Annotated in this window: 16 protein-coding genes, 2 tRNA genes and 4 pseudogenes; 9 read left to right on the top strand and 13 right to left on the bottom strand. The window is 34.7% G+C overall.

What is annotated here, in order from left to right; genetic code table 11:
• From ARSQ2_RS04440 to katE2, 3 genes and pseudogenes are all read right to left on the bottom strand, one after another.
• Positions 1 to 229: asparaginase domain-containing protein (locus ARSQ2_RS04440; RefSeq protein WP_181994499.1), on the bottom strand; the 229-nt coding region annotated here is incomplete at its 3' end.
• 204 nt (positions 230 to 433) lie between these two features.
• Positions 434 to 2314 carry a signal peptide peptidase SppA gene (gene sppA / locus ARSQ2_RS04435; protein WP_181994498.1) on the bottom strand — a complete coding sequence of 627 codons (1881 nt, stop codon included), beginning with the start codon at positions 2312 to 2314 and terminating at the stop codon, positions 434 to 436.
• A 326-nt stretch (positions 2315 to 2640) separates the two neighbouring features.
• Positions 2641 to 3249 (bottom strand): annotated as a pseudogene (gene katE2, locus ARSQ2_RS04430) (catalase KatE2); the annotation flags it as partial.
• A 300-nt stretch (positions 3250 to 3549) separates the two neighbouring features.
• Between katE2 and ARSQ2_RS04425 the strand changes: the two are divergent.
• The gene (locus ARSQ2_RS04425; RefSeq protein WP_181994497.1) at positions 3550 to 4065 is read left to right on the top strand and encodes a YfaZ family outer membrane protein; all 516 of its coding nucleotides are present in this window, start codon (positions 3550 to 3552) and stop codon (positions 4063 to 4065) included.
• A gap of 61 nt (positions 4066 to 4126) precedes the next feature.
• Here ARSQ2_RS04425 and ARSQ2_RS04420 read toward each other — a convergent pair.
• Positions 4127 to 5164: pseudogene (locus ARSQ2_RS04420) on the bottom strand (aromatic amino acid transport family protein).
• Here ARSQ2_RS04420 and ARSQ2_RS12520 point away from each other — a divergent pair.
• The 3 genes and pseudogenes from ARSQ2_RS12520 to ARSQ2_RS15220 all read left to right on the top strand — a co-directional run bounded on the left by ARSQ2_RS12520 (position 5121) and on the right by ARSQ2_RS15220 (position 6226).
• A complete protein-coding gene (locus ARSQ2_RS12520; RefSeq protein ID WP_238334311.1) occupies positions 5121 to 5273 on the top strand; it encodes a hypothetical protein in 153 nt (50 codons plus the stop codon). The pseudogene ARSQ2_RS04420 and the gene ARSQ2_RS12520 overlap by 44 nt on opposite strands.
• Positions 5274 to 5489: 216 nt before the next feature.
• Positions 5490 to 5866 (top strand): annotated as a pseudogene (locus tag ARSQ2_RS15225) (class I SAM-dependent methyltransferase); the annotation flags it as partial.
• A gap of 183 nt (positions 5867 to 6049) precedes the next feature.
• Positions 6050 to 6226 (top strand): hypothetical protein, encoded by a 177-nt coding sequence (locus tag ARSQ2_RS15220; RefSeq protein WP_476726900.1) that lies wholly within the window; start codon positions 6050 to 6052, stop codon positions 6224 to 6226.
• Positions 6227 to 6254: 28 nt separating this feature from the next.
• Here the strand turns inward: ARSQ2_RS15220 and yfaE are convergent.
• The 4 genes and pseudogenes from yfaE to ubiG form a co-directional block, all read right to left on the bottom strand.
• Positions 6255 to 6521, bottom strand: a pseudogene (yfaE, locus tag ARSQ2_RS04410) (class I ribonucleotide reductase maintenance protein YfaE).
• 5 nt (positions 6522 to 6526) lie between these two features.
• Entirely contained in the window at positions 6527 to 7663 is a 1137-nt protein-coding gene (gene nrdB, locus ARSQ2_RS04405; RefSeq protein WP_181994496.1) for a class Ia ribonucleoside-diphosphate reductase subunit beta, read from the bottom strand.
• A gap of 11 nt (positions 7664 to 7674) precedes the next feature.
• Complete coding sequence (gene nrdA / locus ARSQ2_RS04400; protein WP_181994495.1) at positions 7675 to 9966, bottom strand: class 1a ribonucleoside-diphosphate reductase subunit alpha; 2292 nt, start codon at positions 9964 to 9966, stop codon at positions 7675 to 7677.
• A gap of 361 nt (positions 9967 to 10327) precedes the next feature.
• Entirely contained in the window at positions 10328 to 11059 is a 732-nt protein-coding gene (gene ubiG, locus ARSQ2_RS04395) for a bifunctional 2-polyprenyl-6-hydroxyphenol methylase/3-demethylubiquinol 3-O-methyltransferase UbiG (protein ID WP_181994501.1), read from the bottom strand.
• A gap of 180 nt (positions 11060 to 11239) precedes the next feature.
• Between ubiG and gyrA the strand changes: the two genes are divergently transcribed.
• The gene (gyrA, locus tag ARSQ2_RS04390; RefSeq protein WP_181994494.1) at positions 11240 to 13867 is read left to right on the top strand and encodes a DNA topoisomerase (ATP-hydrolyzing) subunit A; all 2628 of its coding nucleotides are present in this window, start codon (positions 11240 to 11242) and stop codon (positions 13865 to 13867) included.
• Positions 13868 to 14008: 141 nt separating this feature from the next.
• Positions 14009 to 16867, top strand: coding sequence for a two-component system sensor histidine kinase RcsC (gene rcsC, locus ARSQ2_RS04385; protein ID WP_181994493.1), 2859 nt, complete (start codon positions 14009 to 14011; stop codon positions 16865 to 16867).
• A gap of 117 nt (positions 16868 to 16984) precedes the next feature.
• On the opposite strand, the gene rcsB is transcribed toward rcsC, so the two are convergent.
• Complete coding sequence (gene rcsB / locus ARSQ2_RS04380) at positions 16985 to 17632, bottom strand: response regulator transcription factor RcsB (RefSeq protein ID WP_181994492.1); 648 nt, start codon at positions 17630 to 17632, stop codon at positions 16985 to 16987.
• Position 17633: 1 nt separating this feature from the next.
• A complete protein-coding gene (gene rcsD / locus ARSQ2_RS04375; protein ID WP_181994491.1) occupies positions 17634 to 20339 on the bottom strand; it encodes a phosphotransferase RcsD in 2706 nt (901 codons plus the stop codon).
• Between the two features lie 207 nt (positions 20340 to 20546).
• Here rcsD and ARSQ2_RS04370 point away from each other — a divergent pair.
• Positions 20547 to 20636 (top strand) — tRNA-Ser (locus ARSQ2_RS04370).
• A 5-nt stretch (positions 20637 to 20641) separates the two neighbouring features.
• Positions 20642 to 20717, top strand: a tRNA-Thr gene (locus ARSQ2_RS04365).
• Between the two features lie 1342 nt (positions 20718 to 22059).
• On the opposite strand, the gene ARSQ2_RS04360 is transcribed toward ARSQ2_RS04365, so the two are convergent.
• The 3 genes from ARSQ2_RS04360 to ARSQ2_RS14700 all read right to left on the bottom strand — a co-directional run bounded on the left by ARSQ2_RS04360 (position 22060) and on the right by ARSQ2_RS14700 (position 24514).
• A complete protein-coding gene (locus ARSQ2_RS04360; RefSeq protein ID WP_181994490.1) occupies positions 22060 to 22245 on the bottom strand; it encodes a hypothetical protein in 186 nt (61 codons plus the stop codon).
• A 1649-nt stretch (positions 22246 to 23894) separates the two neighbouring features.
• Positions 23895 to 24242: a salicylate esterase gene (locus ARSQ2_RS04355; protein ID WP_181994489.1), complete on the bottom strand. Its 348-nt coding sequence runs from the start codon at positions 24240 to 24242 to the stop codon at positions 23895 to 23897.
• Positions 24230 to 24514, bottom strand: a complete 285-nt coding sequence (locus ARSQ2_RS14700; RefSeq protein WP_181994500.1) for an alpha/beta fold hydrolase — start codon at positions 24512 to 24514, stop codon at positions 24230 to 24232. The genes ARSQ2_RS04355 and ARSQ2_RS14700 overlap by 13 nt, the downstream gene beginning before the upstream one ends.
• 1209 nt (positions 24515 to 25723) lie before the next feature.
• On the opposite strand from ARSQ2_RS14700, the gene ARSQ2_RS04345 reads away from it, so the two are divergent.
• Positions 25724 to 26025: M15 family metallopeptidase (locus tag ARSQ2_RS04345; RefSeq protein ID WP_338078238.1), on the top strand; the 302-nt coding region annotated here is incomplete at its 3' end.

Below are 26025 nucleotides of genomic sequence, written 5' to 3'. Positions count from 1 at the left end.
TATCAGTACCATGTAGAATAACAAAACCATCATAGTTTTGATAATTATCACTAATATCATCCGCAATGCACTGCCAATCTTCTGGTGTCATATTAGCGGAATCAATTAAAAGATTATGTTCACGAATAGTGAAATTTGCCATTTCAGCGCGATGAAATTCTGGCATGCTGCTCAGTTGTTTTTGTAGATGGCCGGAAGCTGGCACGTATCCATGTGTTGAATATTGCATGCCAATAGTGCCGCCTGTGTAAACGACATAGATGGATTTTTTCCATTCTCTTTACCTAACGATATGAATAAGTGAAAATTGATAAATTTAAAGAATTATAAATTATAAAGTAGTTAGCTAATAAAATCTGTTGGATATTAAATATTAATATAAAATAAAGCGCCCATATGCAGGGCGCTAGAGTTGAACAATGATGGCTATTTATTAATAAACTTCACCACAATTTAAACAAAATGCGTAGCGATTTTGTGGATCATTCATATGCTGGTAAAATTTGATTTGTTGCTGCAGGTCGTTAGCTATTTTTTGCGGAAGTAACGATTGCAGTGTATTGGGCGTCATTGTCTCAGCGCTTGAAGTTAATTCAAGTATTAATTGATCAATAAAAGAACGTTCAGGCTGCATCCAGTCAAGTGATAGCGTAGTAACTTTAGCTAATTCAGCCGCTTTATTTACAGCATCGTCAAAATCACCCAGTTTATCAACCAAACCGTTTTGTAGCGCGTCTGAACCTAGCCACACCCGACCTTGAGCGATTTTATCTATCTCTGCCGGTGTTTTATGGCGCGCCTGAGCAACATATTTTAGAAAGGTGCTATAGCCATTTTCTATGGTGATTTGCATCATGTCAGAAAATTGTTTATTAATTCCTTTTGTAGCTGAGATATCCGCTAATGGCGTGGTAGAGACCCCGTCAGTATAAACGCCAATTGTATCTAAGCTTTTTTCAAAGGTATTTATCACACCAAAAATACCAATTGAACCGGTCAGGGTTGTTGGACTGGCAAAAATATAATTGGCCGGTGTTGAAATCCAATAACCTCCTGATGCTGCCATTCCTCCCATGGAAACTACAATAGGTTTATTAGCCTCGCGGACAGCCACAAGCTCATTCCTTATCGCTTCTGAAGCTGTAACACTGCCACCAGGACTATTAACACGTAATACAATCGCTTTAATATCAGGGTTAAGTCTTGCTTTACGTATTTGTGCTACCGTTGTTTCGCTGCCAACCATGCCAGGCTCTTGTGGTCCATCTATAATGGCGCCTTGGGCAATTATCACAGCGATATTTCCAGCTTGCTCATCGGATTCTTTTTGTCGCATTAGCTGATTTTGCTGGGGTTGTTCATTGGCATAATCATAGATACTGATGTAATTAAAATGTTGCTCTTTATCATTCCAGCCAAAATTTTTGCTTAACTCTTTCTCCATAACTGCGCCGGTAAATATATGATCAATGAGTTTTTGTTTAACCGCATATTGCGCATTATCACCATTGACGCTTTTCATTTCTTCAATCAATTTATCGGCACCAGGGAAGATATTTTCTGGCGTCATTTGTCGGTTTTGCGCCACGGCTGATAAATAGTGTTGCCATAGTGAACCAATCCAGACTTTATCGGCTTCACGTGCTTCAGGTGACATATTGTCACGAATAAATGGCTCTACTGCTGATTTATAAGTGCCAACACGGAAAATATGGCTATTGACTTTTAGCTTATCCAGTAGCGTCTTATAAAAGAGTTTATTGGTTGAAAAACCGTAAATTCCGACATGCCCCTGTTGTGACATATAGATATGATTGGCAAAACTGGCTAAATAATATTGCGATTGATTATAGTTATTACCTACAGCGTAAATAGGTTTTCCCGCTTGCTTAAACTCTATCAACGCCTTACCAATATATTGTAAAGATGGCTGGTCGAAACCAATTAGATTATCCAGTTGTAAAACGATACCGGTAATTTTGTCGTCATAGGTTGCCCGGCGAATAATATTTACAATGTCAAATAAGGAGTTTTCTTGCATGCGTTTGCTTGATGAGCCTAACAATTCGCGGCTCATTTTACCAAGAGGATTAGGGATAGAGACTTGATCAACAATTACTCCTTGTAGATCAATAAGTAGCGCACCATGATATTGGCTCGTCGATTTTTTTGCACTTGTATAGGCAAAGTAACTGCTTGCTGCGATAAAGATCAAAAAAAGACAGATAAAACTGGTGACAAATCGTCTGATAAAATTAAGTAATCGCCAACTAAATTTAAAGCAAGTTGCGATTAAATTCCATGGGTTTCGCATGTGATCTCCAATTATATGATTAACATATTTATCTTAAAAGGACATAAGATAATTGTCAGCCATAACTCATAGAATAATTAAAAATATTATTTTATTGCTATTCAAGCTGATTGAAAATGTTACCTTACTATACTAATGCTGATGATAATATTCTATTTTTTAGAAACATACTTATAAAATGGTCATTTCTCCGCTATTTGTAGCTATGCAAATAGTTGCAATATATAGCTAAGCGTCTTAATTTTGATTACAAAATATATGTTTTTCTCCAATATAAATTTACTGATATAGAGTAATTATTTGTAATCATTTTAAAGTCGCCCAGCTATAAAACTATAGGTATGACTACCGAAACCGTGCATATGACGGTAGGATTTAGGTATACCTCGGTCACTCATATCAATAGTTAATTGATGAAGAGATTCAGGCAAGTGCGAGAAAAAATCCCATTTATAAGCAGGGTTACGTAAATTAGTGTGCGGATCACGTTTTACCACATCATTAAGATCAGGAAATTTTAATGGATCACGTAAATAAAAAACCGGTGTATTTTTACCCACTAAATCCCAATTACCTTCTTCAGTGTAAAACTTTAAGGCAAAGCCACGAATATCTCGCTCTGCATCAGGAGCTCGTCGTTCGCCGGCCACGGTAGAAAAACGGATAAATAATTTCGTTTCCTTAGCTATTTCAGAGAAGATTTTTGCCCGTGTATATTGGCTAATATCATGGGTAGCGGTAAAAGTACCAAATGCCCCAGAGCCCTTGGCATGCATACGACGTTCAGGAATAACTTCACGATCAAAGTGAGCCAATTTTTCTAAAAACCAAACATCTTGTAATAACATCGGGCCTCTAGGGCCTGCGGTGATAACATTATTATTATCAACGACGGGTGAGCCAGCAGCGGTAGTAAGACCTTCTTTTTTCTCTATTACTCATCTCCAGTTTTAGTTGAAATAGATAGAAAATGTAGTTAAAAAAAATTAGCAAGTGTTACATGATTTTTATTAATCTTATTAAAGTCTATATCAAATAGATTATCTATGCTAATAAAGCATATAGCCAATCAAAAATACCTATTGCTGCGATATATTAGAGCAAAAAATGTTTTTTACAAAAAAATAATAATAATTCGAAAGAAAATGAAATATATTGTTGATATTTTAGTAACCAGAATAATTAGTAGCTTAGGATAACTATTTTAATGAAAAAATTTTTATTACCGGTAACAGTTGGATGTTTTTTTATTCTCAGGTCATTCTAATGCCGCTTCTGTCAGTGCACAAGTAGGAAAAGATTTTACTGAACTAGCGGCTGGCATTGGCAGAAAAGGGGCAGGGTTAGGCATAAATGGCAATTGGGCACGTAGAGATCATGATGGTCAGGTAGTTAGCTTAGGGGCAACTTTTAGCTTACCTTTAGGGCCGTTTAGCGTTTATATTGGTGGAAAAGCTTATTATTTATCACCACAAGATAATAATAACGGTTTTGCCTTTGCGGCTGGTGTTGGTGCCAATTGGCAAATTATGCCATCGTTGGCTTTATATGGTGAAGTTTATGGCTCACCGCGTGATTTCACTTCGGGCAATTATGCTTATCAGGAAGCGGATGTGGGCATTAAATATGAAGTGATTAAACCATTAGCGATTAATTTTGGTCATCGTTTTATTAAACTGAAAGGCAAGAGTCAGCATCCTAAGAATAGCATTGCAGATGGTTTTTATCTTGGTGCAGGCGTCAGTTTCTAGCTGCTTAATTGTTCGCACCATATGAATTATGGTGCTTTACTTTGTCTTTATGTCAAAAGTGTTATCCAACAGCAGGTAACATACCACTAACAATACCAATCTGAATTAAAATCACGGCAACACCAGAAGTTAGCACTATTAACTATTAGTAATGCGGGCGTTCCACCTTTAGTTAAGGCTTGAACAAAACTACTGAAAATAGCGCGCAAACCAAGTGGTGGCAGAAAGGTTAATAATCCACTCTGCAAGCGACCAAATGGCGTACTTTTACGTTTAAAGATATCGGCCAAATAGTCAAACAAACCGAGCGTAACACCTAAAAAAGAGGTCGCCAACGCCAGATCCATGAATAGGTTAACAGCAATATTTACTTGTGAAGTGGCGACGATATCATTAATTGCACTCAGTAATCCGTTTAAACCCGACTGGTTGGCTAATATACCGATAAAGGTGTTTTGTGGGATAGCTCCTAAGGTGGCTATCTGCCATAAAATATAAGCGAATAGTGGGATAGCACTACCAATAATAAAAATTTTACGTAATTTATTGATATTACTATCCATATAGCTTACCAGGCTCGGAATACTACCGTTAAAGCCAAATGAAGTAAAAATGACTGGGATCGCTGATAAGACTAATCCTTTTTCTACTGGCATAGCGGTAAGATTAATATTTTTTACCTGGGGCATCATGACGACTAGCATGATGAGCAGAAAAACAATTTTTGCGATAAACAAAATGCGATTTATCAAATCGACTGAATGAGTGCCGATACAGAGAATCGTACCGCCAATGATGGTGAATAAAATAATTGCAGAATTGATGCTAATATTTATACTTGTCCTTTCAAGATGAAAGGCTATTAGCGATCAAAACTCCTGCGACACCGGTATAAGCGGTCGCTAATGCATACATCAGTAGTAGCATGCTTAAACTGGTAACGTTTGGCAATAGAGCCTAAACCTAAATGTGCGGGGTTGTATTGATATACTTCGACTAATAATAGCGCGGTATAACTCATTAAAGCCCATAACCCAATTAGCATAAGTGCGATCATGGGAAAATCAACGCCTGATGCGGGAAGTGGCATTGCCAACATACCGACACCGATTGTTGTGCCAGCAACAATTAAAATACTACCCAGCGTGAGATTTTTCAGAAGTGATCCTGAGCCTTATAGCGCTAAATTTAATTTGGGGGCAGAGTAAATGATTGATTATTATCTGTCAAATTAATATTACATTTTATGGAATTTTATGTTTAATCTGTCAGAATCTGTCAGAATCTGTCAGAATCTGTCTGAACAGTAGTTAATTGAATGATGATCAGGCATAATATAAAAATTTGATTAGAGAGTGATAGTTAAGCTAGTTATATAGCAATCATTGGACATTATATCAATCATTGGACATTAGAATTTAGTTATGAAAGAGAATATTTACGATCAGGATGATTTTTTTATTGCCTATAGCCAGTTTCCTCGTTCTATTGATGGATTAAATGCCGCTCGTGAATGGCCAGCATTACAAAGTTTATTACCTAATTTTCAAGGTAAATCAGTATTAGATTTTGGCTGTGGTTACGGTTGGCATTCTTTATATGCAGCAGAGAATGGCGCGAGAAAAGTGATTGGTACAGATATTTCGCAGAAAATGTTAAAGGTAGCAAAAGAAAAAATCGCTTTCCTGATATCATTGAATATCGGCAACAAGCGATAAAGGATATTCAGTTTGCTAATGCTAGCTTTGATCTGGTTGTCAGTTCGCTAGCATTAAATTATGTCGCTGATTTTGCTCAAGTATGCCATAAAATCTACGCTTGTTTAACTGAAAAAGGCCAGTTTATATTTTCAATCGAGTGCCCAGTTTTTACTGCTCATGGTTCACAAGATTGGTGTTATGATAGTTCAGGCGCTAAGCTCCATTGGCCAGTTGATAACTATTTTAACGAAAGTCCGCGTCAGGCAGAATTTCTCGGTCACAAAGTGACTAAGTATCATAAAACCTTAACAACTTATTTAATTAGTTTATTAACAGCCGGATTTTCTATTGCGCGACTCATTAAGGCTGAGCCGGCTGATTATTTGTTAGATAAAATTGATGGCATGAGAGATGAGCTGCCACGTCCGATGATGTTGCTGGTGCTTGCTGAAAAAACTTAAACAGTCTTACTGTTAACGCCCGCTGCTGCTATTGATTGATATCAATATCGGTGATAGGCCTGCAACTACAGGCTAATATCTCATCTTTATCAATGAAAGCTATTGGTTTATGACGATATGCCACTTTTCCTTTTCACAGACGAACCCGGCAGGCACCACAAAACCCTTCCCGACATTGAAATTCAATTTGAATTTTACTTTGTTCCAGAGCATCAATTAGACTAGTCTGTTGTTCGGAATGAAAAGGGATCAGTATGCCCTGCGCGTTGCGCAGGGTAATTTTATAGCTTGCCATAACGCTTATAACTGAAAGTTACCCAATTCATCAGTATCGACCTGAGCATCAATTTGCCCTACCAAGTAAGAACTCACTTCTACTTCTTGTGGGGCCACTTGAACGTTATCAGAAACTAGCCAGGCGTTGATCCATGGGATTGGATTAGAACGCGTTTCGAAGGGTAATTTTAATCCAACCACTTGCATGCGAATGTTCGTAATATATTCGATGTATTGACATAAAATATCTTTATTAAGACCGATCATAGAACCATTCGAGAAGAGATATTCTGCCCACTCCTTTTCCTGTTCCGCGGCTTGCACAAACAATTTGTAACACGCTTCTTCACACTCTTTGGCAATGATGGCGATTTCAGGATCATCTTGACCAGAACGCATCAGGTTTAACATATATTGGGTGCCGGTGAGATGCAAAGCTTCATCACGGGCAATCAATTTAATAATTTTAGCGTTTCCTTCCATCAATTCACGTTCAGCAAAGGCAAATGAGCAAGCGAAGCTGACATAAAAACGAATCGCTTCTAATGCATTAACGTTCATCAAACATAAATAGAGCTGCTTTTTCAAATCGTGTAAAGAAATAATGACATTTTTACCATTAATTTTATGATTGCCCTCACCTAACATATGGTAATAGCTGATCATCTCAATTAAATCGTCATAATAAGTAGAAATATCTTTTGCCCGCTTTAAAATTTCGTCATTAGTTACGATATCGTCAAAAATAATTGATGGGTCATTAACAATATTACGAATAATATGAGTATAAGAGCGCGAATGAATAGTTTCTGAAAATGACCAGGTTTCTATCCAAGTTTCAAGTTCAGGAATTGAAATAAGGGGCAGTAGTGCCACGTTAGGGCTACGTCCTTGAATAGAATCTAATAGTGTTTGATATTTTAAATTACTGATAAAAATGTGTTTTTCATGTTCAGGTAGCGCTTGATAATCAATACGATCACGAGAAACATCAATTTCTTCTGGGCGCCAGAAAAAAGAGAGTTGTTTTTCAATTAGCTGCTCGAAAATAGGATATTTTTGCTGATCATAACGGGCAACGTTGACAGGCTGTCCAAAGAACATCGGTTCTTGCAATTGATCGTTTTTGGTTTGCGAAAATGTTGTATATTGGTATTCCATACGTCCTCACGTTAAATCTTACAAGCGCCGCCATCACAATCGCTGTCAGCTGATTCAATCACCTCTTCAAGATCGGCTTGGCTATCCTCTGCACCATCACGGGTATTATGGTAATAAAGGGTTTTTAACCCATATTTATAAGCGAGTAACAAATCTTTCAGTAATTGATTCATTGGAACTTTATTATTTGGGAAGCGGGTTGGATCATAATTTGTATTAGCAGAAATTGATTGATCAATAAATTTTTGCATAATACCAACCAACTGCAAATAACCGTCATTGTTGGGCATTTGCCATAAAAGTTCATAATTATCTTTCAGGCGTTCGTATTCAGGTACAACTTGACGCAAGATACCATCTTTGGATGCTTTAATACTGATATAGCCTCGCGGTGCTTCAATGCCATTGGTAGCATTGGATATTTGCGAAGAAGTTTCTGATGGCATCAAGGCGGAAAGCGTTGAGTTACGCAAACCATATTGCTTGATATCTTTGCGTAAAGTTTGCCAATCATAATGTAGCGGTTCAGTTGTTAGTGCATCTAATGATTTTTTATACCTATCAATCGGTAAAATACCTTTTGCATAAGTAGTTTCGTTAAACCATGGGCAAGCACCTTGCTCTTTTGCCAGTTCATTAGATGCTTTCAATAAATAATATTGGATCGCTTCAAAGGTTTTGTGGGTCAGATTATTGGCACTACCATCGGAGTAGTGAACGCCATTTTTAGCTAAATAATAAGCATAATTTATGACGCCAATACCTAAAGTACGACGACCCATAGAGCCTTTTTGCGCTGCAACAATCGGATAGTTTTGATAATCGAGCAGTGAATCTAATGCACGCACTGTTAATACCGCCAACTGTTCCAATTCATCCAATGAGGTAATGGCACCCAAATTAAAGGCGGAAAGAGTACAGAGAGCAATTTCAGCATTTTCGTCCTTAACATCATTTAAGGGCCTGGTTGGCAAGGCGATTTCCAGACAGAGGTTTGATTGACGAATTGGCGCAACTTTAGCATCAAATGGACTATGGGTGTTACAGTGATCGACATTTTGAATATAAATACGTCCGGTTGACGCTCGCTCTTGCATCATAAGTGAAAATAGATCGAGCGCTTTAATGCGTTTTTTGCGTATGTTTGCGTCTTGCTCATATTTTAAATATAAACGTTCAAATTCGTTTTGATCAGCAAAAAAGGCTTCATATGAGCCGGGCACATCAGAAGGGCTAAAGAGGGTAATTTCTTTACCTTTGATAAGGCGTTCATACATCAGTTTGTTAATTTGTACGCCATAGTCCAGGTGACGAACACGATTACCTTCAACGCCACGGTTATTTTTCAATACTAATAGGCTTTCAACCTCTAAATGCCAGAGCGGATAAAATAGTGTAGCGGCACCACCACGTACGCCACCTTGAGAACAAGATTTTACCGCAGTTTGGAAATGTTTATAGAACGGGATACAGCCTGTATGAAACGCTTCACCTCTGCGAATAGGGCTACCTAGTGCGCGAATATGGCCGGCATTAATACCAATACCGGCACGCTGAGAGACATATTTTACAATCGCGCTGGAAGTGGCATTAATTGAATCAAGGCTATCGCCACATTCAATTAATACGCAAGAGCTAAATTGGCGGGTTGGGGTGCGTACTCCCGCCATAATCGGGGTTGGTAGTGAAATTTTGAAAGTTGAGATCGCATCATAAAAACGATGAATATAGTTTAACCGCGTCTCTTTTGGATAGCGTGAAAAAAGGCAAGCTGCAACAAGAATATAGAGAAACTGGGCACTTTCATAAATTTCACCGCTTACCCGGTTTTGCACTAAGTATTTGCCTTCTAATTGCTTAACTGCCGCATAGGAAAAATTCATGTCACGCCAGTGATCCAGAAAACTATCCATCTGCTCGAATTCTTCAGCTGTATAATCTGTCAGCAGATGCTTATCATATTTACCTATTTTAACCATATGCAAAACATGCTGATATAGTGCTGGTGGTTCAAATTGGCCATATGCTTTTTTGCGTAGATGGAAAATAGCTAATCGAGCTGCAAGATATTGGTAATCGGGTGTATCAGCTGAAATAAGATCTGCCGCCGCTTTGATCATGGTTTCGTGAATATCGGACGTTTTGATGCCATCATAAAACTGGATCTGAGAACGTAGCTCTACTTGTGAAACGGATACATCTTTTAGGCCTTCAGACGCCCAGGTAATGACTTTATGGATTTTATCAAGATCAATGCGCTCTTTATGTCCATCACGTTTAGTGACTAACAGACTTTGGTTCATGGGTAGATACACCTAAAGTTAACTAGCTAAATATTTATCGATCACTCCACTCAATGATTAATAACAAAATACAAAACGGTGGGCTGCTAATAGCATATTATGTTTGTATTTTGAACTAAAATGGAGAGCAGTAAACACAATATATAGTGTTTTATTGCGTTTATAATAACAAGATAATGGTATTTGCTACTTTTATCAAGTCTATAAAAAATGGGGTTTTTAGCAATATTCGAACGCTAAATTTTGTTAATTGGCCGATAACTCTGTGTGATAATAGAAGAATATTATAATTTATGTTACCGGCAATGGTGAAAAATAAATTTAATAATGACCTACTGACTGCTGCTTTCTTCAGCAAATGTTAACAATTATTTGTATTTGATAAGTGCAACATATAATTAACATCAATATTCGAGCCTAACGAAAATTTGTCGCTGATCGGATTATAATGTAATCCGATCATATGCTGTTCTTGTAAAGAGGTTTTATCTATCCAACTGAGTAGCTCTGAAGGTCGAATAAATTTTTTTACATCATGAGTACCTTTGGGAACCATTTTTAAAATATGCTCAGCGGCAATAATTGCCAATAACCAGGCTTTTTTATTACGATTAATAGTAGAAAAAAATACATGACCGCCCGGTTTGACTAATTTTTCGCATGATTGAACAACAGACTCAGGATCGGGAACATGTTCCAACATTTCCATACAGGTAACGATATCATAAGTTTTAGGGTATTTTTCGGCATGACTCTCAGCGGTTTCCTGTAGATAGTTGATCTTCATATTGTTTTCTAATGCATGGAGCTTTGCGACTTCCAGCGGCTCTGCGGCCATATCAATTCCTGTCACCAAGGCGCCTTCTTTAGCCATACTTTCTGATAAAATTCCGCCGCCGCAGCCAATATCGAGTACTTTTTTACCAAACAGACCATTTGCCTGTTGCAGGATATGGTTTAAACGTAATGGATTAATCCGATGAAGAGGTTGGAATTCACTCGTTTCATCCCACCAACGAGTCGCAATAGAGCTAAATTTATCGATTTCAGCTAGATCAACATTTGCCTGGCTGAGCGAATTCTTGTTATTCATCAAAAAATTTACTCCTTAATTTTTTTATTAGCATAGTTTTATTAGCATAGACTGTATAATGGCATTAGGTCATTATACATATTTTATTGATCATTATGCGTTTCCTGTTTTTATAAAATGGCGATTTTGTGGTATAACTTTACTCCTTAATGAATAAGGAGTATGAGGGACAGTGGCTCCATGAGTGACATAGCAAGAGAAATTACCCCGGTCAATATCGAAGAGGAACTGAAAAGCTCTTATTTGGATTATGCGATGTCTGTAATTGTTGGACGCGCCCTTCCAGATGTACGAGATGGATTAAAGCCTGTTCACCGTCGCGTATTATATGCGATGAATGTGTTGGGCAATGATTGGAATAAATCATACAAAAAATCAGCCCGTGTAGTCGGTGACGTCATTGGTAAATACCATCCTCATGGCGATAGTGCTGTTTATGATGCGATAGTACGTCTGGCACAACCTTTTTCAATGCGTTATATGCTAGTTGATGGGCAAGGTAATTTTGGCTCTGTTGATGGCGACTCTGCTGCGGCTATGCGTTATACCGAAGTACGCATGGCAAAAATTGCCCATCAATTGTTGGCAGATTTAGATAAAGAAACCGTTGATTTTATTCCTAACTATGATGGTACAGAGCAGATCCCTGATGTTATGCCAACGCGGGTGCCAAACTTGCTGGTTAACGGCTCTTCAGGTATCGCTGTTGGTATGGCTACCAATATCCCACCTCATAACCTTAGTGAAGTCATTGATTGCTGTCTGGCTTATATCAATGATAAAAATATTAGTATTGAAGGATTACTGGAGTATATTCCAGGTCCTGATTTTCCAACCGCTGCAATTATTAATGGTCGCCGCGGTATCATCGACGCATATCGGACGGGACGTGGTAAAGTCTATATTCGTGCACGAGCTAACGTTGAAGTTGATGATAAAAGTGGTCGTGAAACAATTATTGTCAATGAGATCCCTTATCAGGTTAATAAAGCTCGTTTAATTGAAAAAATTGCAGAATTGGTTAAAGATAAGCGTGTTGAGGGGATTAGTGCATTACGTGATGAATCTGATAAAGATGGCATGCGTATTGTTATTGAAGTAAAACGAGATGCAGTGGCGGAAGTAGTACTGAATAATTTGTATTCCTTGACTCAACTTCAAGTCTCATTTGGCATTAATATGGTTGCCTTATGTGATGGCCAGCCTAGACTTTTAAATTTAAAAGAAATTCTTGAAGCTTTTGTTCGCCATCGTAGAGAAGTGGTCACTCGACGGACTATTTTTGAATTGCGTAAAGCGCGTGAACGGGCTCATATTTTGGAAGCTCTCGCCGTCGCATTAGCAAATATTGATCCGATAATTGAACTTATCCGCCAAGCATCAACGCCGCATGGAGCGAAATTGGCTTTGATTGCTCGTCCTTGGCAATTAGCTAATGTTTCTGCCATGTTAGCCAGTGCAGGCGATAACGCTGCTCGCCCTGAATGGCTTGAACCCCAATACGGTGTCCGCGATGGTCAATATTATTTGACTGAACCGCAAGCTCAGGCAATTCTTGATTTGCGTTTGCAAAAATTAACTAGCTTAGAACATGACAAAATATTGGATGAAGATAGTGAGCTGCTAAAACTGATTGCCGCATTGCTATATATATTAACCAGCCCAGAACGGTTAATGGAAGTTATCCGTGAAGAGCTGGAAGCTGTTAAAGATCAATATCGTGATGTCCGTCGCACGGAAATTACTGAAAATAGCGCGGATATTAATATCCAAGATTTAATTACCCGGGAAGATGTGGTCGTCACCTTATCACATCAGGGGTATGTTAAATATCAGCCACTATCTGATTACGAAGCACAGCGACGTGGGGGAAAAGGTAAGTCGGCAGCGCGTATTAAAGAAGAAGATTTTATTGAGCGTTTGTTAGTTGCTAATACCCATAACACAATTCTATGCTTCTCTAGCCGTGGCCGTCTCTATTGGATGAAAGTTTACCAATTACCCGAAGCTAGCCGTGGCGCACGTGGACGACCAATAGTCAATTTATTACCGTTAGAACAGAATGAACGTATTACCGCAATTTTGCCGGTACCTGAATTTGATGATGGTCATTATGTATTTATGGCAACCGCGAGTGGTAGAGTTAAAAAGACATCACTAAAAGATTTTAGTCGTCCCAGAAGCGCCGGCATCATTGCAGTTAATCTTAATGATGGCGATGAGCTGATTGGCGTTGATTTGACTGCTGGTAAAAATGAGGTAATGCTTTTCTCTGCTGGTGGTAAAGTTGTTCGTTTTGCGGAAAATGCGGTTCGTCCTATGGGACGTACAGCAACGGGTGTTCGAGGTATTAAGCTACAAGCTGGCGATAAAGTCGTTTCGCTGATTGTACCTCGTGCTGAAGGTGATATTTTAACCGTTACAGAAAATGGTTATGGTAAACGAACCGAGCAGAGTGAATACCCAACAAAATCTCGAGCTACTCAAGGTGTTATTTCCATTAAGGTTAGTGAACGTAATGGTAATGTGGTCGGAGTAATTCAGGTAGAAAAAACTGATCAAATCATGATGATCACGGATGCTGGTACCTTGGTGCGTACCCGAGTTGCAGAGGTTAGCATTGTCGGTAGAAATACTCAGGGTGTCACTTTGATTCGTACTGGTGAAGATGAAAAAGTAGTTGGTTTACAACGCGTTGTTGATCCTGAAGAAGAAAAAGATGATCACCAAACGTTAACAGAAGATACAATCAGCGTAAAAGTAGAGCCTGATGTCAATAACGTAGAAAATCTTTCGCTTAATGAGTGATAAATTAGTTTTATCTGAGCGGGCACAGTAGGTGCCCGTTTTTAGACTTTATGCCAATCATTATTAGTGATAACTTTTTATTATTCCGCTTATCGTATATGCTTTACGATTGATACACTTCTTTTATAGTTAGGACAGTGTTTGAGATATCTATCTTCATTTAGAACGTCATTGAAAATTTCTCGCTATTTGTTCCGTACTCTCGGCGTTATGCTGTGGGCAATGGGAGCTGTAATCACACTTTTTTATCTATTTAATATCTTTAATGAAGTTAAATCTGATATACATCAACAGTATTCATCTAGTTATGACAGTATGGTTGAATATGTGCATTATACGGATAAAATCCTGCGATCAATCCAATATATGGTAGATAGCCATACTGAAAAATTAGCGCAAGATCCTAATTATACGCCTGTCTTGCCAAAACAACTTAATTTCAACTACTTACCCCTAACGGCAGATGCTGATTGTAGAAAATTGCATGAAACATCAAAGAGTTACTTAGTCGCATTTAATCAATTATTCTCTTTTTGGCGAAATAATATTATGCCACCACAAGGTTTAAAAACGGTTTTTATTGTTGCTCCAGAAAGTAACTGCATGATTGATTTGGCTATCCGAAACAGTACTACCAGTCTTCAATCGTTTAAAAAAATAATCCATGAAAATATGCGGACTTATATGAGCTTGAGGGCACAAGGCAGAGAGAAAAATATTTATTGGATCACACCAGCGTCGCGAACTGATAATGGCTCTTTCTACATATTAGCGCCTATTTATGATAAAGGGACTTTGATTGGTCTAATTGGTCTAGAACGTTCAATACGCTTGGAGCAATTTAATTTACGCTATGAAAGGCCAATTAGTATCTTCGTTTTAAATGAAAATAATAGATTAGTATTACATTTTCCGTATGATAGTAATTTAAGATCTGATGATTATGTTTATCAATTAGAAAACTTTCATTTTGGCTATGATAATGATTTTAGTCGATTAATTTATAAAAACCGCTTACTACCTTCGTTATTAAGTGTTGTTTTTTCTGTACCTATTAGTGATATTTTTAATAAATTTAAGCTGTCAATTATAAACGGCATTCTGTTAAATATAATCTTATTTATTTTAATTACTTTTTTGATCTGGCTATTAGAAAGGAAGATGTTATTACCAGCAGAAGATAATGCGATTCGTTTAGAAGAAAATGAGCAATTTAATCATAAAATAGTGGCGTCGGCTCCGGTTGGTATCATTATTTTACGTCTTGTTGATGGTGTTAATATATTAAGTAATGAACTCGCCCATCATTATTTTCGCTTATTAAGCTATGATGATAAAACCCGTATCCTATCAATTATTCAAGATAAATCTAGTCGTTATATTGATGTTGTTACTACCAGTCATACCCATTTACAAATAAGTTATGTTATTTCTCGTTATCAAAATAAGGAAGTGGCCATTTGTGTTTTGGTTGATATTAGTGCCCGTGTTCAGATGGAAAAATCTTTACATAATATGGCGCAGGCATCAGAGCAGGCTAACCAAGCCAAATCTATGTTTTTAGCAATCGTTAGCCATGAATTACGAACACCACTTTATGGCATCATTGGTAATTTAGAGTTATTGCAATCTTATGAATTGCCCATTCAAGCTGATCGCCTTTTGACGACAATGGATCACTCTTCATCATTATTATTAAAAATAATTAATGATATTTTAGATTTTTCAAAAATTGAATCTAAGCAACTTAATATTGATCCAGCACCGTTTAATTGTCGTGAAGTTTTCTCATTTATTATTTCTAATTATATTCCGCTGATAGGTAAAAAGGGTCTTTCGATTTATTACTATATTGATCCTAATGTGCCCGATATTATTAATGCGGATTCTGTTCGAGTACAGCAAATTGTTTCTAATATTCTCAGTAATGCGATTAAATTTACAAAAACTGGTTTTATTTTGTTAAATATTTTTATAAGAGATTTTTATATTTATATTGAAATTAGGGATACGGGAATTGGTATGCCTGATAATATATTAATGCAACTTTTTGATCCTTTCTTTCAGATTAAAGTTAATAATGAGAGTTTTTCCAAGGGCACTGGTTTGGGGTTACCTATTTGTGAAAAATTAATTAATTTAATGGATGGCGATATTGAAGTTAACAGCCAGGTTGGTATAGGTAGTAGTTTTACCGTTAGGCTACCTTTGTTTGATAGTGAATATGTGGTTTGTCGCCACCCAGAATATCGGAAAAATTTTCGTATCGGTCTGTATTTTTTTAATCATCACCTGCGAGATTATCTACAAACTTATTTAGACTACAATGGCTTTAAGATAACGACAGTTTGCAATGAACACAGTAAAGATAAAATATATGATTTGATTATTACTGATTATGAAGGCTTGGTGGCTGAAAGCAAATTTACACTTAGGCTATTTTCAACTTTTATCAGTGCACCCCAGGAAAATGCGAAAAATGATTGGTTTCATAATACTTACCAACTTGATAAATTAGATGGTTTTATTGATCAATTAGTGATGGAAAATGGTGAGAAAGAGGTTGTTAATCCATCTTCAATAATGTCGCTACCAGATAAAAAATTATGTTTTCTAACGGTATTGATTGTTGATGATCATCCAATTAATCGGAGTTTACTGGCTGATCAGCTGAAATCAATAGGCTTTAATATAGTACTTGCTGAAGATGGGCTAATCGCTTTGGATTATGTTCGACAAAATAATATAGATATCGTTTTGACAGATGTAAATATGCCTAATCTCGATGGCTATGGTTTGACAAAGTTAATTAGAGAAGAAGGTTATGCGATACCGATTGTTGCTTTAACGGCTAATGCCATGGCAGAAGAAAAGCAGCGTTGCTTAAGTGTAGGAATGGATGACTGTCTATCCAAACCGGTTACATTAAAAAAATTAAAGCAATCGCTATTGAAGTGTTGCGATGTTAGTATATTAGCAACACAAGAAGATAATGATTAAATACTATTTTAATATTCAAATGATTATTAATTTATAAATAACAGGATGGAAAACCTATTAGCCTTATTCATTGCCCCTAAGATTAGGATCAATCAGTTTTTTATTTGTATCATATTACTAGTTAATTTCTTTCTCAATTGTGACTGAAGAAAGATAATTTAATAATGTTATATCATTTTCAACACCGAGTTTTAACATAGCCGATTTTTTTTGGCTACTAATTGTTTTAATACTTCGATTAAGTTTTCTTGCAATTTCGGTGACTAAAAAACCTTCCGCAAATAGGCGCAACACTTCACTTTCTTTTGGCGATAAACGTTTATCTCCATAACCATTTGCATTAACTTTCTCCAATAATTTCGATACATTTTCAGGAGTGAATTTTTTTCCTTTTTGTAAAGCTGATAATACCTTTGGTAAGTCAGCAGGAGCGCCTTGTTTCAATACGATGCCTTCGATATCTAAATCTAACACAGCACTGAGTATTGCGGGATTATTATTCATGGTAAGGACAATTATTGATAGGTTAGGGTAGTGGCGTTTAATGTATTTAATTAATGTAATTCCATCACCGTATTTATCGCCGGGCATCGAAAGATCAGTTATTAGAATATCTGCTTTAAGTTTGGCTATATTATTGATAAGAGATGTGGAATCTTCAAATTGACCAACCAAATTAATTCCCGCGATTTGCTCAAGAGATTTTCGTATACCAAATAGTACAATAGGATGATCATCAGCGATAATGACATTAAGGTTATTCATTTTATTGGTTGCCCTCTGGCATTAGTTTTTTGATAAAGATATCAATATCTCTAATGCTATTTAAAATCTCAAATTCATTATTATCTGCTATGTGCTGTTCTAATTGCTCACATGCTTTTTTAAGAAGCTCAAAGTTCAGCATAGCAAAAACACCTTTTAGTCTATGTGCTATATCTTTTAGTTTTTTTAAGTTACCTTTTTCTTGGTTAGTATACAGCTTATTAATATCTATAGGTACTGTAGTAAGGAATAAATTACGATAGTCACTATCAGAAAGCTTTTTTTTATAATTCTCAAGGATTATAAGGTTTGAATTATTGTTATGATTGATGATAGTAAATATTGATTTATCGGTTGATTCTTGCTCCGCAATCAAATTATCTTCGATTAAGATAGAAATTGCATTAATAAGTTCATCATTAAAATTGAAATTACATTTTATCAAATTGTGTTTTACTACTCTATAATTAATAATATTATCAACAAGGTAAATTGTCGGTTTATTATATTCTGTTTTATGATCAGTTATAAATAAATCATAGGATGAATGACAATTATTTTTATCTATATCAGAATAATTAGCTCCATAAGTCATTAAATTCTGCTGGACAATTTTATGAATTTCAGGATTTCTAATATCAAGAAGTATATTAATACCATCAAGAAGTGGTAATGACTTGTAACTTTGTTCATTTTTTAATTCTAAGGGCAATGTCACTGTATAATGAGAACCGATTCCAACTTTACTTTTTATGAAAAATTCACCTTTCATACGGTAAGATAGTTGATGACATAGATAAAATGTCATTCCTGAATTGGATAGGGTTCCGTCATTATTTGTTGAACTAGCAAAAGGCATGTGAATATTTGCCAGATCCATAGCATTAAGTCCTATACCGCTATCAATGATCTCGAGGGATAGTCGTTTAGTTGCATAATTTAATATGACAGTAATTTTGCCAAAATTAGTTGTATTGATTGAATAACTCAATAGAAGTGAAATTATTTTAAATAAAGCGTTATTATTTGTGGTGATATGTTGTTCATAATTTAAATTGTTATGATAGTAAAGTGAAAGACCTTTGTTGATAAGCAGTGATGTTTTTTCTTTTAGTATTTTATTCATCATCCCAGCGATTGAGACAGGTTTAAATTCATTTTGTTGCTCTAACTTCCATTCACCAGATTCAATGGTATTAAGTAAAGCAATATTATCTATCCAGTTAACAATATAATGTGTTCTAATTAATAATTCATTAATTAAATATTTTATGTTGTGCTCATCAGAGGTTTGTTTGATTTGGTTAATAAGACTATTAATTTCTATAATGGGAGTATGGATCTCTTTACACATGTTAGACAACATCGAGCGTCGGACTTGAATATTTTTTTCATGCTCATGTTTAGCCATCAGTAATTTTTTATTTGTTAGTGCTTCTTTATCTTTATCATGAATAAAAAACATATAAGTATTATCTAATAATTGATTATTAAGTAATTTTATTTCATAAATAGTATCTTCAATTGAAATTTGAATAGCCCCATGATTCTGGATTGCCATGTCACGAATACGTATCAAGTCCATATGGGGTAAAAGTAATTCAGCTATTCCATTACTCATAATTTTGCGATTGGTTTTGAAATTATAAAGTAGAAAACCAATAGGAATATTTGAAATAATATAGTTGCTAATTGTATTTATAATTTGTATCTCGTGAAACATATTTTTGTTAGGGGAAACAAAACGTGTCCTGATATACAATCTGCCAACAATAGAGATGGTTGTAAAAAAACAAATGGCGATTATGGCCAACAAATTATTATATAAAAGATCCCACAAGATATCTTTAATTGGTAATTGATATACTAGCCGGTAAGTTGTTCCGGGAATGGGTTGGGTAAATTGTAGTAAGAGACCATTAAGTTCAATATCAACTAGGTTTCCATTGTTGTTTATTATGTCATTTGAAAAAGTAATTGATAAGTATTCAGGATTAATATTTTTTGAGAGTAATAAATTTATTGGTAATTCAAAAGTTATAATGGTAGTCAATTGGCCTGGTGAGTTGAACATTGTGCGGTAAGTATAATAGTAAGAATTATCAAGGCGTGTACGATGAATATTTGACAAGCTTTCTCGCTTGTCTTTAGCCGATGATAATGTCAACAGCTCAGAGCGTTTTTCTTCTGCGGTTAAAGTTAAATAACTCTCTTTATAGCGAATCTCTGGTTTTAATATCGAATGGGTAGTTACCAGAAAAAGTGTATTATCAGGACCATTAAGATAGTACATCGAGCTGTATTCATTTTTAGCTCCCCAGATTATGCCCATATAGTTAGATAGTTTATAGGCCAGATTAATATTAGTATTATTTTGCCTGCCAAAAATAATGGCATCGACATGACGCTCGTAGTTATTGATCCAAAAAATATCAGGGCGCAATTTTATGGGTAAGGGGGTATCACTCTTAGTTTCATTCTCGCCATCGTTTGCAATGTAATAGAGTTGACTTGCGTAATAACGATAATCTTCAATTTTATATTCAAGTTGTTTAGTGATGTTACTGAGCGCATTTTGACTATTATTGATCCAATTATGAAAGTAATTGTAGGTAAATAGAAATAACAATAATACAAGCGAGCTAATAAACATTATAAAAAAGCGGGTTAGCGATGAAAGTTGTAAGGTTTGTTGTTTATAATCCATTGGTAGAAGAGGCGCCTTTTTATTCAACATGAAGGAAAAAATTAGTATTTTGTTTACTATTTAAACAATTCTATCTTATTATTTTAACAGGTAATTTTGAATAGTATAATTTTAATGATCAAACTTTGAACAAACGATGAAAAAAATAGTATTTTTTATATTAAGGTCTAGAGAAGGTCATCACATTTCCCCATAATTCTGCGCCATGGAAGGATGGCCGAGCGGTCGAGGAGGCAGCGGTCTTGAAAACCTCCGATTGGAAACCATCCTAGAGTTCGAATCTCTATCCTTCCGCCAAATTTGCCGGCTTAGCTCAGTTAATAGAGCAACTGACTCGTAATCAGTAGGTCACCAGTTCGACTCCGGTAGCCCGCACCAATTAAGTCAAAAGCTACTCAGTTTATCCCACAGTGCCTTTTAGGTAAGTGGGATATTTCTGGGGTGCTTCTATAGCATAAGTTCCTATTTATTGCCGCTGTTCTATTGAGTAAACAGACAGACCTGTGAAACATTTGGTTTGATTTCAATTTAATCCACATTAGTAAAAATAGTATTTGCTGTCTAGAATAGCTGCTCAATCTCTTAAAATCATGTAAATGAAATTTTTTAATATTTTAATTTGATTTTAGGAAGCATATTAAACAATTCTTATTTTTAACCTTGTCACAAATAGCGGTATGTTCAAAAGTAATATTGTTATGGTTAATTTTGGTTATTTGACTGTTTTTTTAGTGCGTAGCTATGATATTTAAATCCTCGCTATTGACAATACCATTTTCATCAAAACATCACCTTTCTCCAATCTTGCTATCATAATGACATACTGTAAGATGGTCATTTTTTTATATATATATTCATCCGCGACTTTATCGTTAGTGCTCCCATTAGCAAAAGAATGTGATTGAATAAGAGAGAGACAAGTAATGGATAAAATCTTCACGCGACTTTTCATTTTTTCCTTTTTTTAACCTAAAAATAAACAAAACATCTCTATCAAAAATAAATTATGAATGCCGATTAATTTTAGATTATTTTATTGCTCTTATCTATAAGATAGTTTGCGTTAATTATTTTCTTCTAATTTAAATATCTTACAGAGTAAGATTAATCAAGTTTTATATTTAATATAGTTGATATTGTCATTGTAAATATTATTGAATAAATTCATGGTAATATACAGTATAGTATTAGAAGTGGTATCTTAATTTAGAAATCAAATGTGGATTTTTATCGATAAAGGCAAAATATTAATATAATTAAATAGTTGTATATTTCTAATTTGGCCGGTTTAAATTATATTAAAAATAAAATTAAAAAATTCTTATGCTTGTTAATATAAAAATAGATCTGAAATATATTTCAGGTTATTAAAATTAATTTATTTTTTAATTATTATAGCTTATAGTATTTCCTCTTTTAATTTTTTATAATATTACAACTTATGATACTGATTTTTACTCTTAAGGTAATCTATTCATACGATTTTTTATATTTTTGCTACTCATTTTTATAATTAATTTAATAGTCTTCTTACCCGAAAAAATAGATACCATCAAGCCTAATATTTTAATTAATTTTGCTGTTTCTTTTTTTCTTATTTTGCTGATGAATTATTGACACTATTATAGAGTTTAAAATAAAACCAAGAGATATGAGATATGTCGTCAGTAGAAAAAACAATATTGAAATATTTTATCTTGCTAGGATATACATTTGTAAATTATAATAAAATCGTATGCTTCTCTCGATAACCGGACATAACGGGAAAGAAAGAGATATATTTATGTGGTTCTTCTTTTTCGTTTGGATCGGATAATCCGCTGATAATGCCAATATAAACCTTTTTTGAAGAGAGGTTTATTAATACTGGACGCTTAGGTGTTGACTCAAGGGCATCAAGTAACATGCAGTCAATAGTACGATTCGATAATGTTTTTCTCAGTACTCGCGCATTTTTAGCTTGGCATATATTATTGTAAGTCGCTAAATGTTTTTTACTGTAAAAAAAGCCCAGTTATAGTTTTTTACTCAAACAAAAAACGTATATCCATGAAAATAAAATTGATGTGATTGATAATAATGTTATCAATGCATAGATATGATCATTTTTTATCACCAGTAAGGGTAAATTTTTTGCAATCAAATCTATCAGATGAAAGTTTGGCAACAAGAATTTAATTAATACGCCAATTATAGCTAAGCGTCTTAATTTTGATTACAAAATATATGTTTTTCTCCAATCTAAATCTAATGATATAGAGTAATTACTTGTAATCATTTTAAAGTCGCCGAGCTATATCGTAGTGCAAAAAAGGCAAAAAGTACCATAAGTAGCTACTTTTAAGTATAAAAGCTGTCTATCGTGCCTATGTAATCTACAGTAGTGATAGGGATTTAGGACTATCATAATATAGCCGCTAACTTAAATGGGAATAAGTAGTAATGCTAACAAGCTATTTCCTTGTAATGTTTTTTCTGTTTTACAATCAAGCTAGCCATCTTTTGCATTTCTTTTACTTCGGGTAATGCGGCAATTTCATTAGAGGGGATATAAGCGGCACCGCTTTTGTCAACACGTACAAATGTAGAAATTTTATCATTTTATCTTTTGCTCATTTTTTGATGATCACTCGGAAAGTATCTGGTAATCCAATTCCGTAATGTTAACATAATAACCACCTATGAACACAGACTGTTTATCAGTTAATTGATTACTTTTTTGATGGTTTAAGCATCAAAAAGTATTATATACTTTTTGCCGTTAATTTATATAACGTCGAGTCATGACAGTTAAATTTATAGCAACTTATTAACTTCTACCACATTAATAATGATTTGGTGTATTAAATAAAATACTGCAAACAACATATATAATTTTGTTGCTGATTGCATAGTAGGATACAGCTAGCAGCAATTGAGTAAAATACGTTTGATTGTTTTGCTTATTAAAATAGGTTGTTAAAACTAACAGATTTGGCAGGGCATTATTATAAAGCTTTTTCAGTCATAATTTTTCATTTAGCTATTAGTAGGGCGACGAAGTTTTTAGTAGTTAATTTATTGCTTTAGCGTTGTTTAATCATGAAATGAGGGTTTGGTTGGCTAAATGGTTAAATGAATAAATTGCTTATGTCGATTAGGTAAGTGGTCAGGTTCAGCACATTACTGAAAAGGGGAAAAAATTATTTTCCATACCATTTTTCATTTGTTATTCATTGTTTGTTATTAGATCAGATCAATTACATTTTTGTAATTTAGAGTATTAAGCTGTGATGGATATCATACTAATTATTTTTCAGATCAATATTTAAGCAAATTTGTGTTATGTTTCTTTTCTCGCAGCAATTGACTGACTTTATATTTTAGATATTTGTCTTACATCATTATTTTTCCTGTTTGTTTTCGCCAGCTTAGCTGGCTTTTTTTACTTTCTGTCCTGCAATAGTGGTAATTCATTTATGGCAATGAAATAAAATAGACCATAAATTAAAACGACTAATCAGCTGGTTATTAACGACTCAGCAGGATTGTCTGAATCAAAATTAAGTCGCTTATCTATATTATACATTCAGTAAGTTTTTGAGGATTACTGAATAATACTTCATGGCTTCCTGGTAATTCAGTAAAACGATAAATATTCAGACGATTGCTAAATTTAGGGTGCCAGCCATATTCACCAACAGGAAGAGGATTATCTGTTGACGCATATATTATGCTACGAGGAATTGATAGTGATTCAAATGTTTTTAGCGGTACTTTATCGTAATGACTTGCAACACAACATGGGGACCAAAAATTATCATAAACTTCCTTTGCTTTTTCTAATTCAACATCACCAATAAATAACTCTCTAAAAATCTCAAAAGGGAGTATTATTTTATTATCAATGGTTATTTTTCCCATATTTCGTGAAAAATAGGTGGGTACATATCATAAAGTGATTCTCCATCACGTAAAACAAATGCATTATGAAAGATCAAACGCTTTATACGAGATGATTCTATTTCTGCTAGCCGTTGTACAATAGTTCCACCAAAACTGTGTCCTAAGACAACTAGATTTTTTAAATTGTGCTGTCTTACATATTTAACGATAGAATCGACACAGTCAGCATGGCTTGCTCTATAATTAGCGTGTGATTCATGTCCTGCGATGGTTGGAGTATGAACATCTATAGCTAGGCGACTTTAAAATGATTACAAGTAATTACTCTATATCAGTAAATTTATATTGGAGAAAAACATATATTTTTGTAATCAAAATTAAGACGCTTAGCTATAAACCTTGATTACGTAATATTTTTGCAACATCATTCTATGCACACCCATTATGCCAAGAACAGTGTATTAAAAGATAAGTATATTGCATAATTTATTACTCCTACGACTTAAAGTCGAATGTGATTAATAATTTTAACTTCAAAAATTCTTTATGTGGATGTAACAAATGTTTCTATTATGCTAAAAAAAAATTTTGGCGAAGATACTTTATTTAATTATTTTTTATAAATAAAAAAGCGGTTAACTAACAGCATTATCATCACTCCCTTGGCAAGTGTGACAATAGATAACCGCTGGGTGCTACGGGATAGAAAATTAACTAACAAACAGCATTTTATTTTTGTGAGATGACTCCACACGATTATTAGTGTTGCTTTTAACCACATCAGGCGAGGTGGTTCTTTAGTTACCACCACCAAATGAAAAGGATTTATTAATGACTGATAAAAGAGCTGTGACAGAAAGTGTTTCAAAGCAAAAGTATATGCCAGCAAAGGTTGTTAGGCCAACAGAATAAAATGAATTATCCAGATCAAAAAACTCACAGAGTGATAATAAAAGTAAGGATTAATAGCGATGAAGCGAGAAAAAGTTACAGACAGAATTCTTTATAGTAATTTTCGGTTCAGCCATTGTAATAGTATGTTATCTTTTCTTCTTCGCTGTATTGATAGCTATTCTTTCCGCTATTCAGGTTCAGTGTCTAAGTTGCTTTTCCATAAATGAAAGCCAGATACTACTAATCAACAACAGGGACTAACAATTTAATTGAACACTGAAAAAAATAGATAACTTGGACATAACTAGTGGTCCCCCGTCAGCTTTGGTAATTCCCCTTATATCAGTTTTTGATTAGCTGAATAAGAAAACAAAGAAGGCACTATAAGGAGATATGTTATACATTCACCAAGAAATCTCTTTACGAAAATATAGCTTAATATAATATTTTTGTTATAAAAAGATTAACTGGTAAAGAAATAGCTTATGCTTGATACCTATATTGAAATGAGAGCACCATCTGATTTTATTAATATTGAACAAGAGATCCCAGAAATAAAAACGGATATGAGATATTTTAACTGAAATAACTTTCTTGGTAGAAAAATCAATGGTAGAAAAATCAATGGATATAACGCTCCTATTTGTTTAATAACAAAATCAGCAGCTGAATCACTCAAAAAAGTAATTAGGGTTTTATATCCGTTGGGGTTAACGTTAAAAGTATATGATTGTTATCGTCCTCAAAGTGCTGTTAATGATTTTATATCTTGGTCACAGGAAGTCGACAATCAATCAATGAAGTCAGTTTTTTACCCTAATGAAGAGAAATCAGAGTTTTTAAAAAAAGGTTATATTGCTAAGAAATCATCTCATTCACGAGGAAGTACCGTAGATTTAACCATTAT

The organism is Arsenophonus endosymbiont of Bemisia tabaci Q2 (genome assembly GCF_902713415.1).
Classification (GTDB): Bacteria; Pseudomonadota; Gammaproteobacteria; order Enterobacterales; family Enterobacteriaceae; genus Arsenophonus.
The sequence above is the reverse complement of the archived record's forward strand: the minus strand, read 5'-3'. Positions and strand labels throughout refer to the sequence as shown.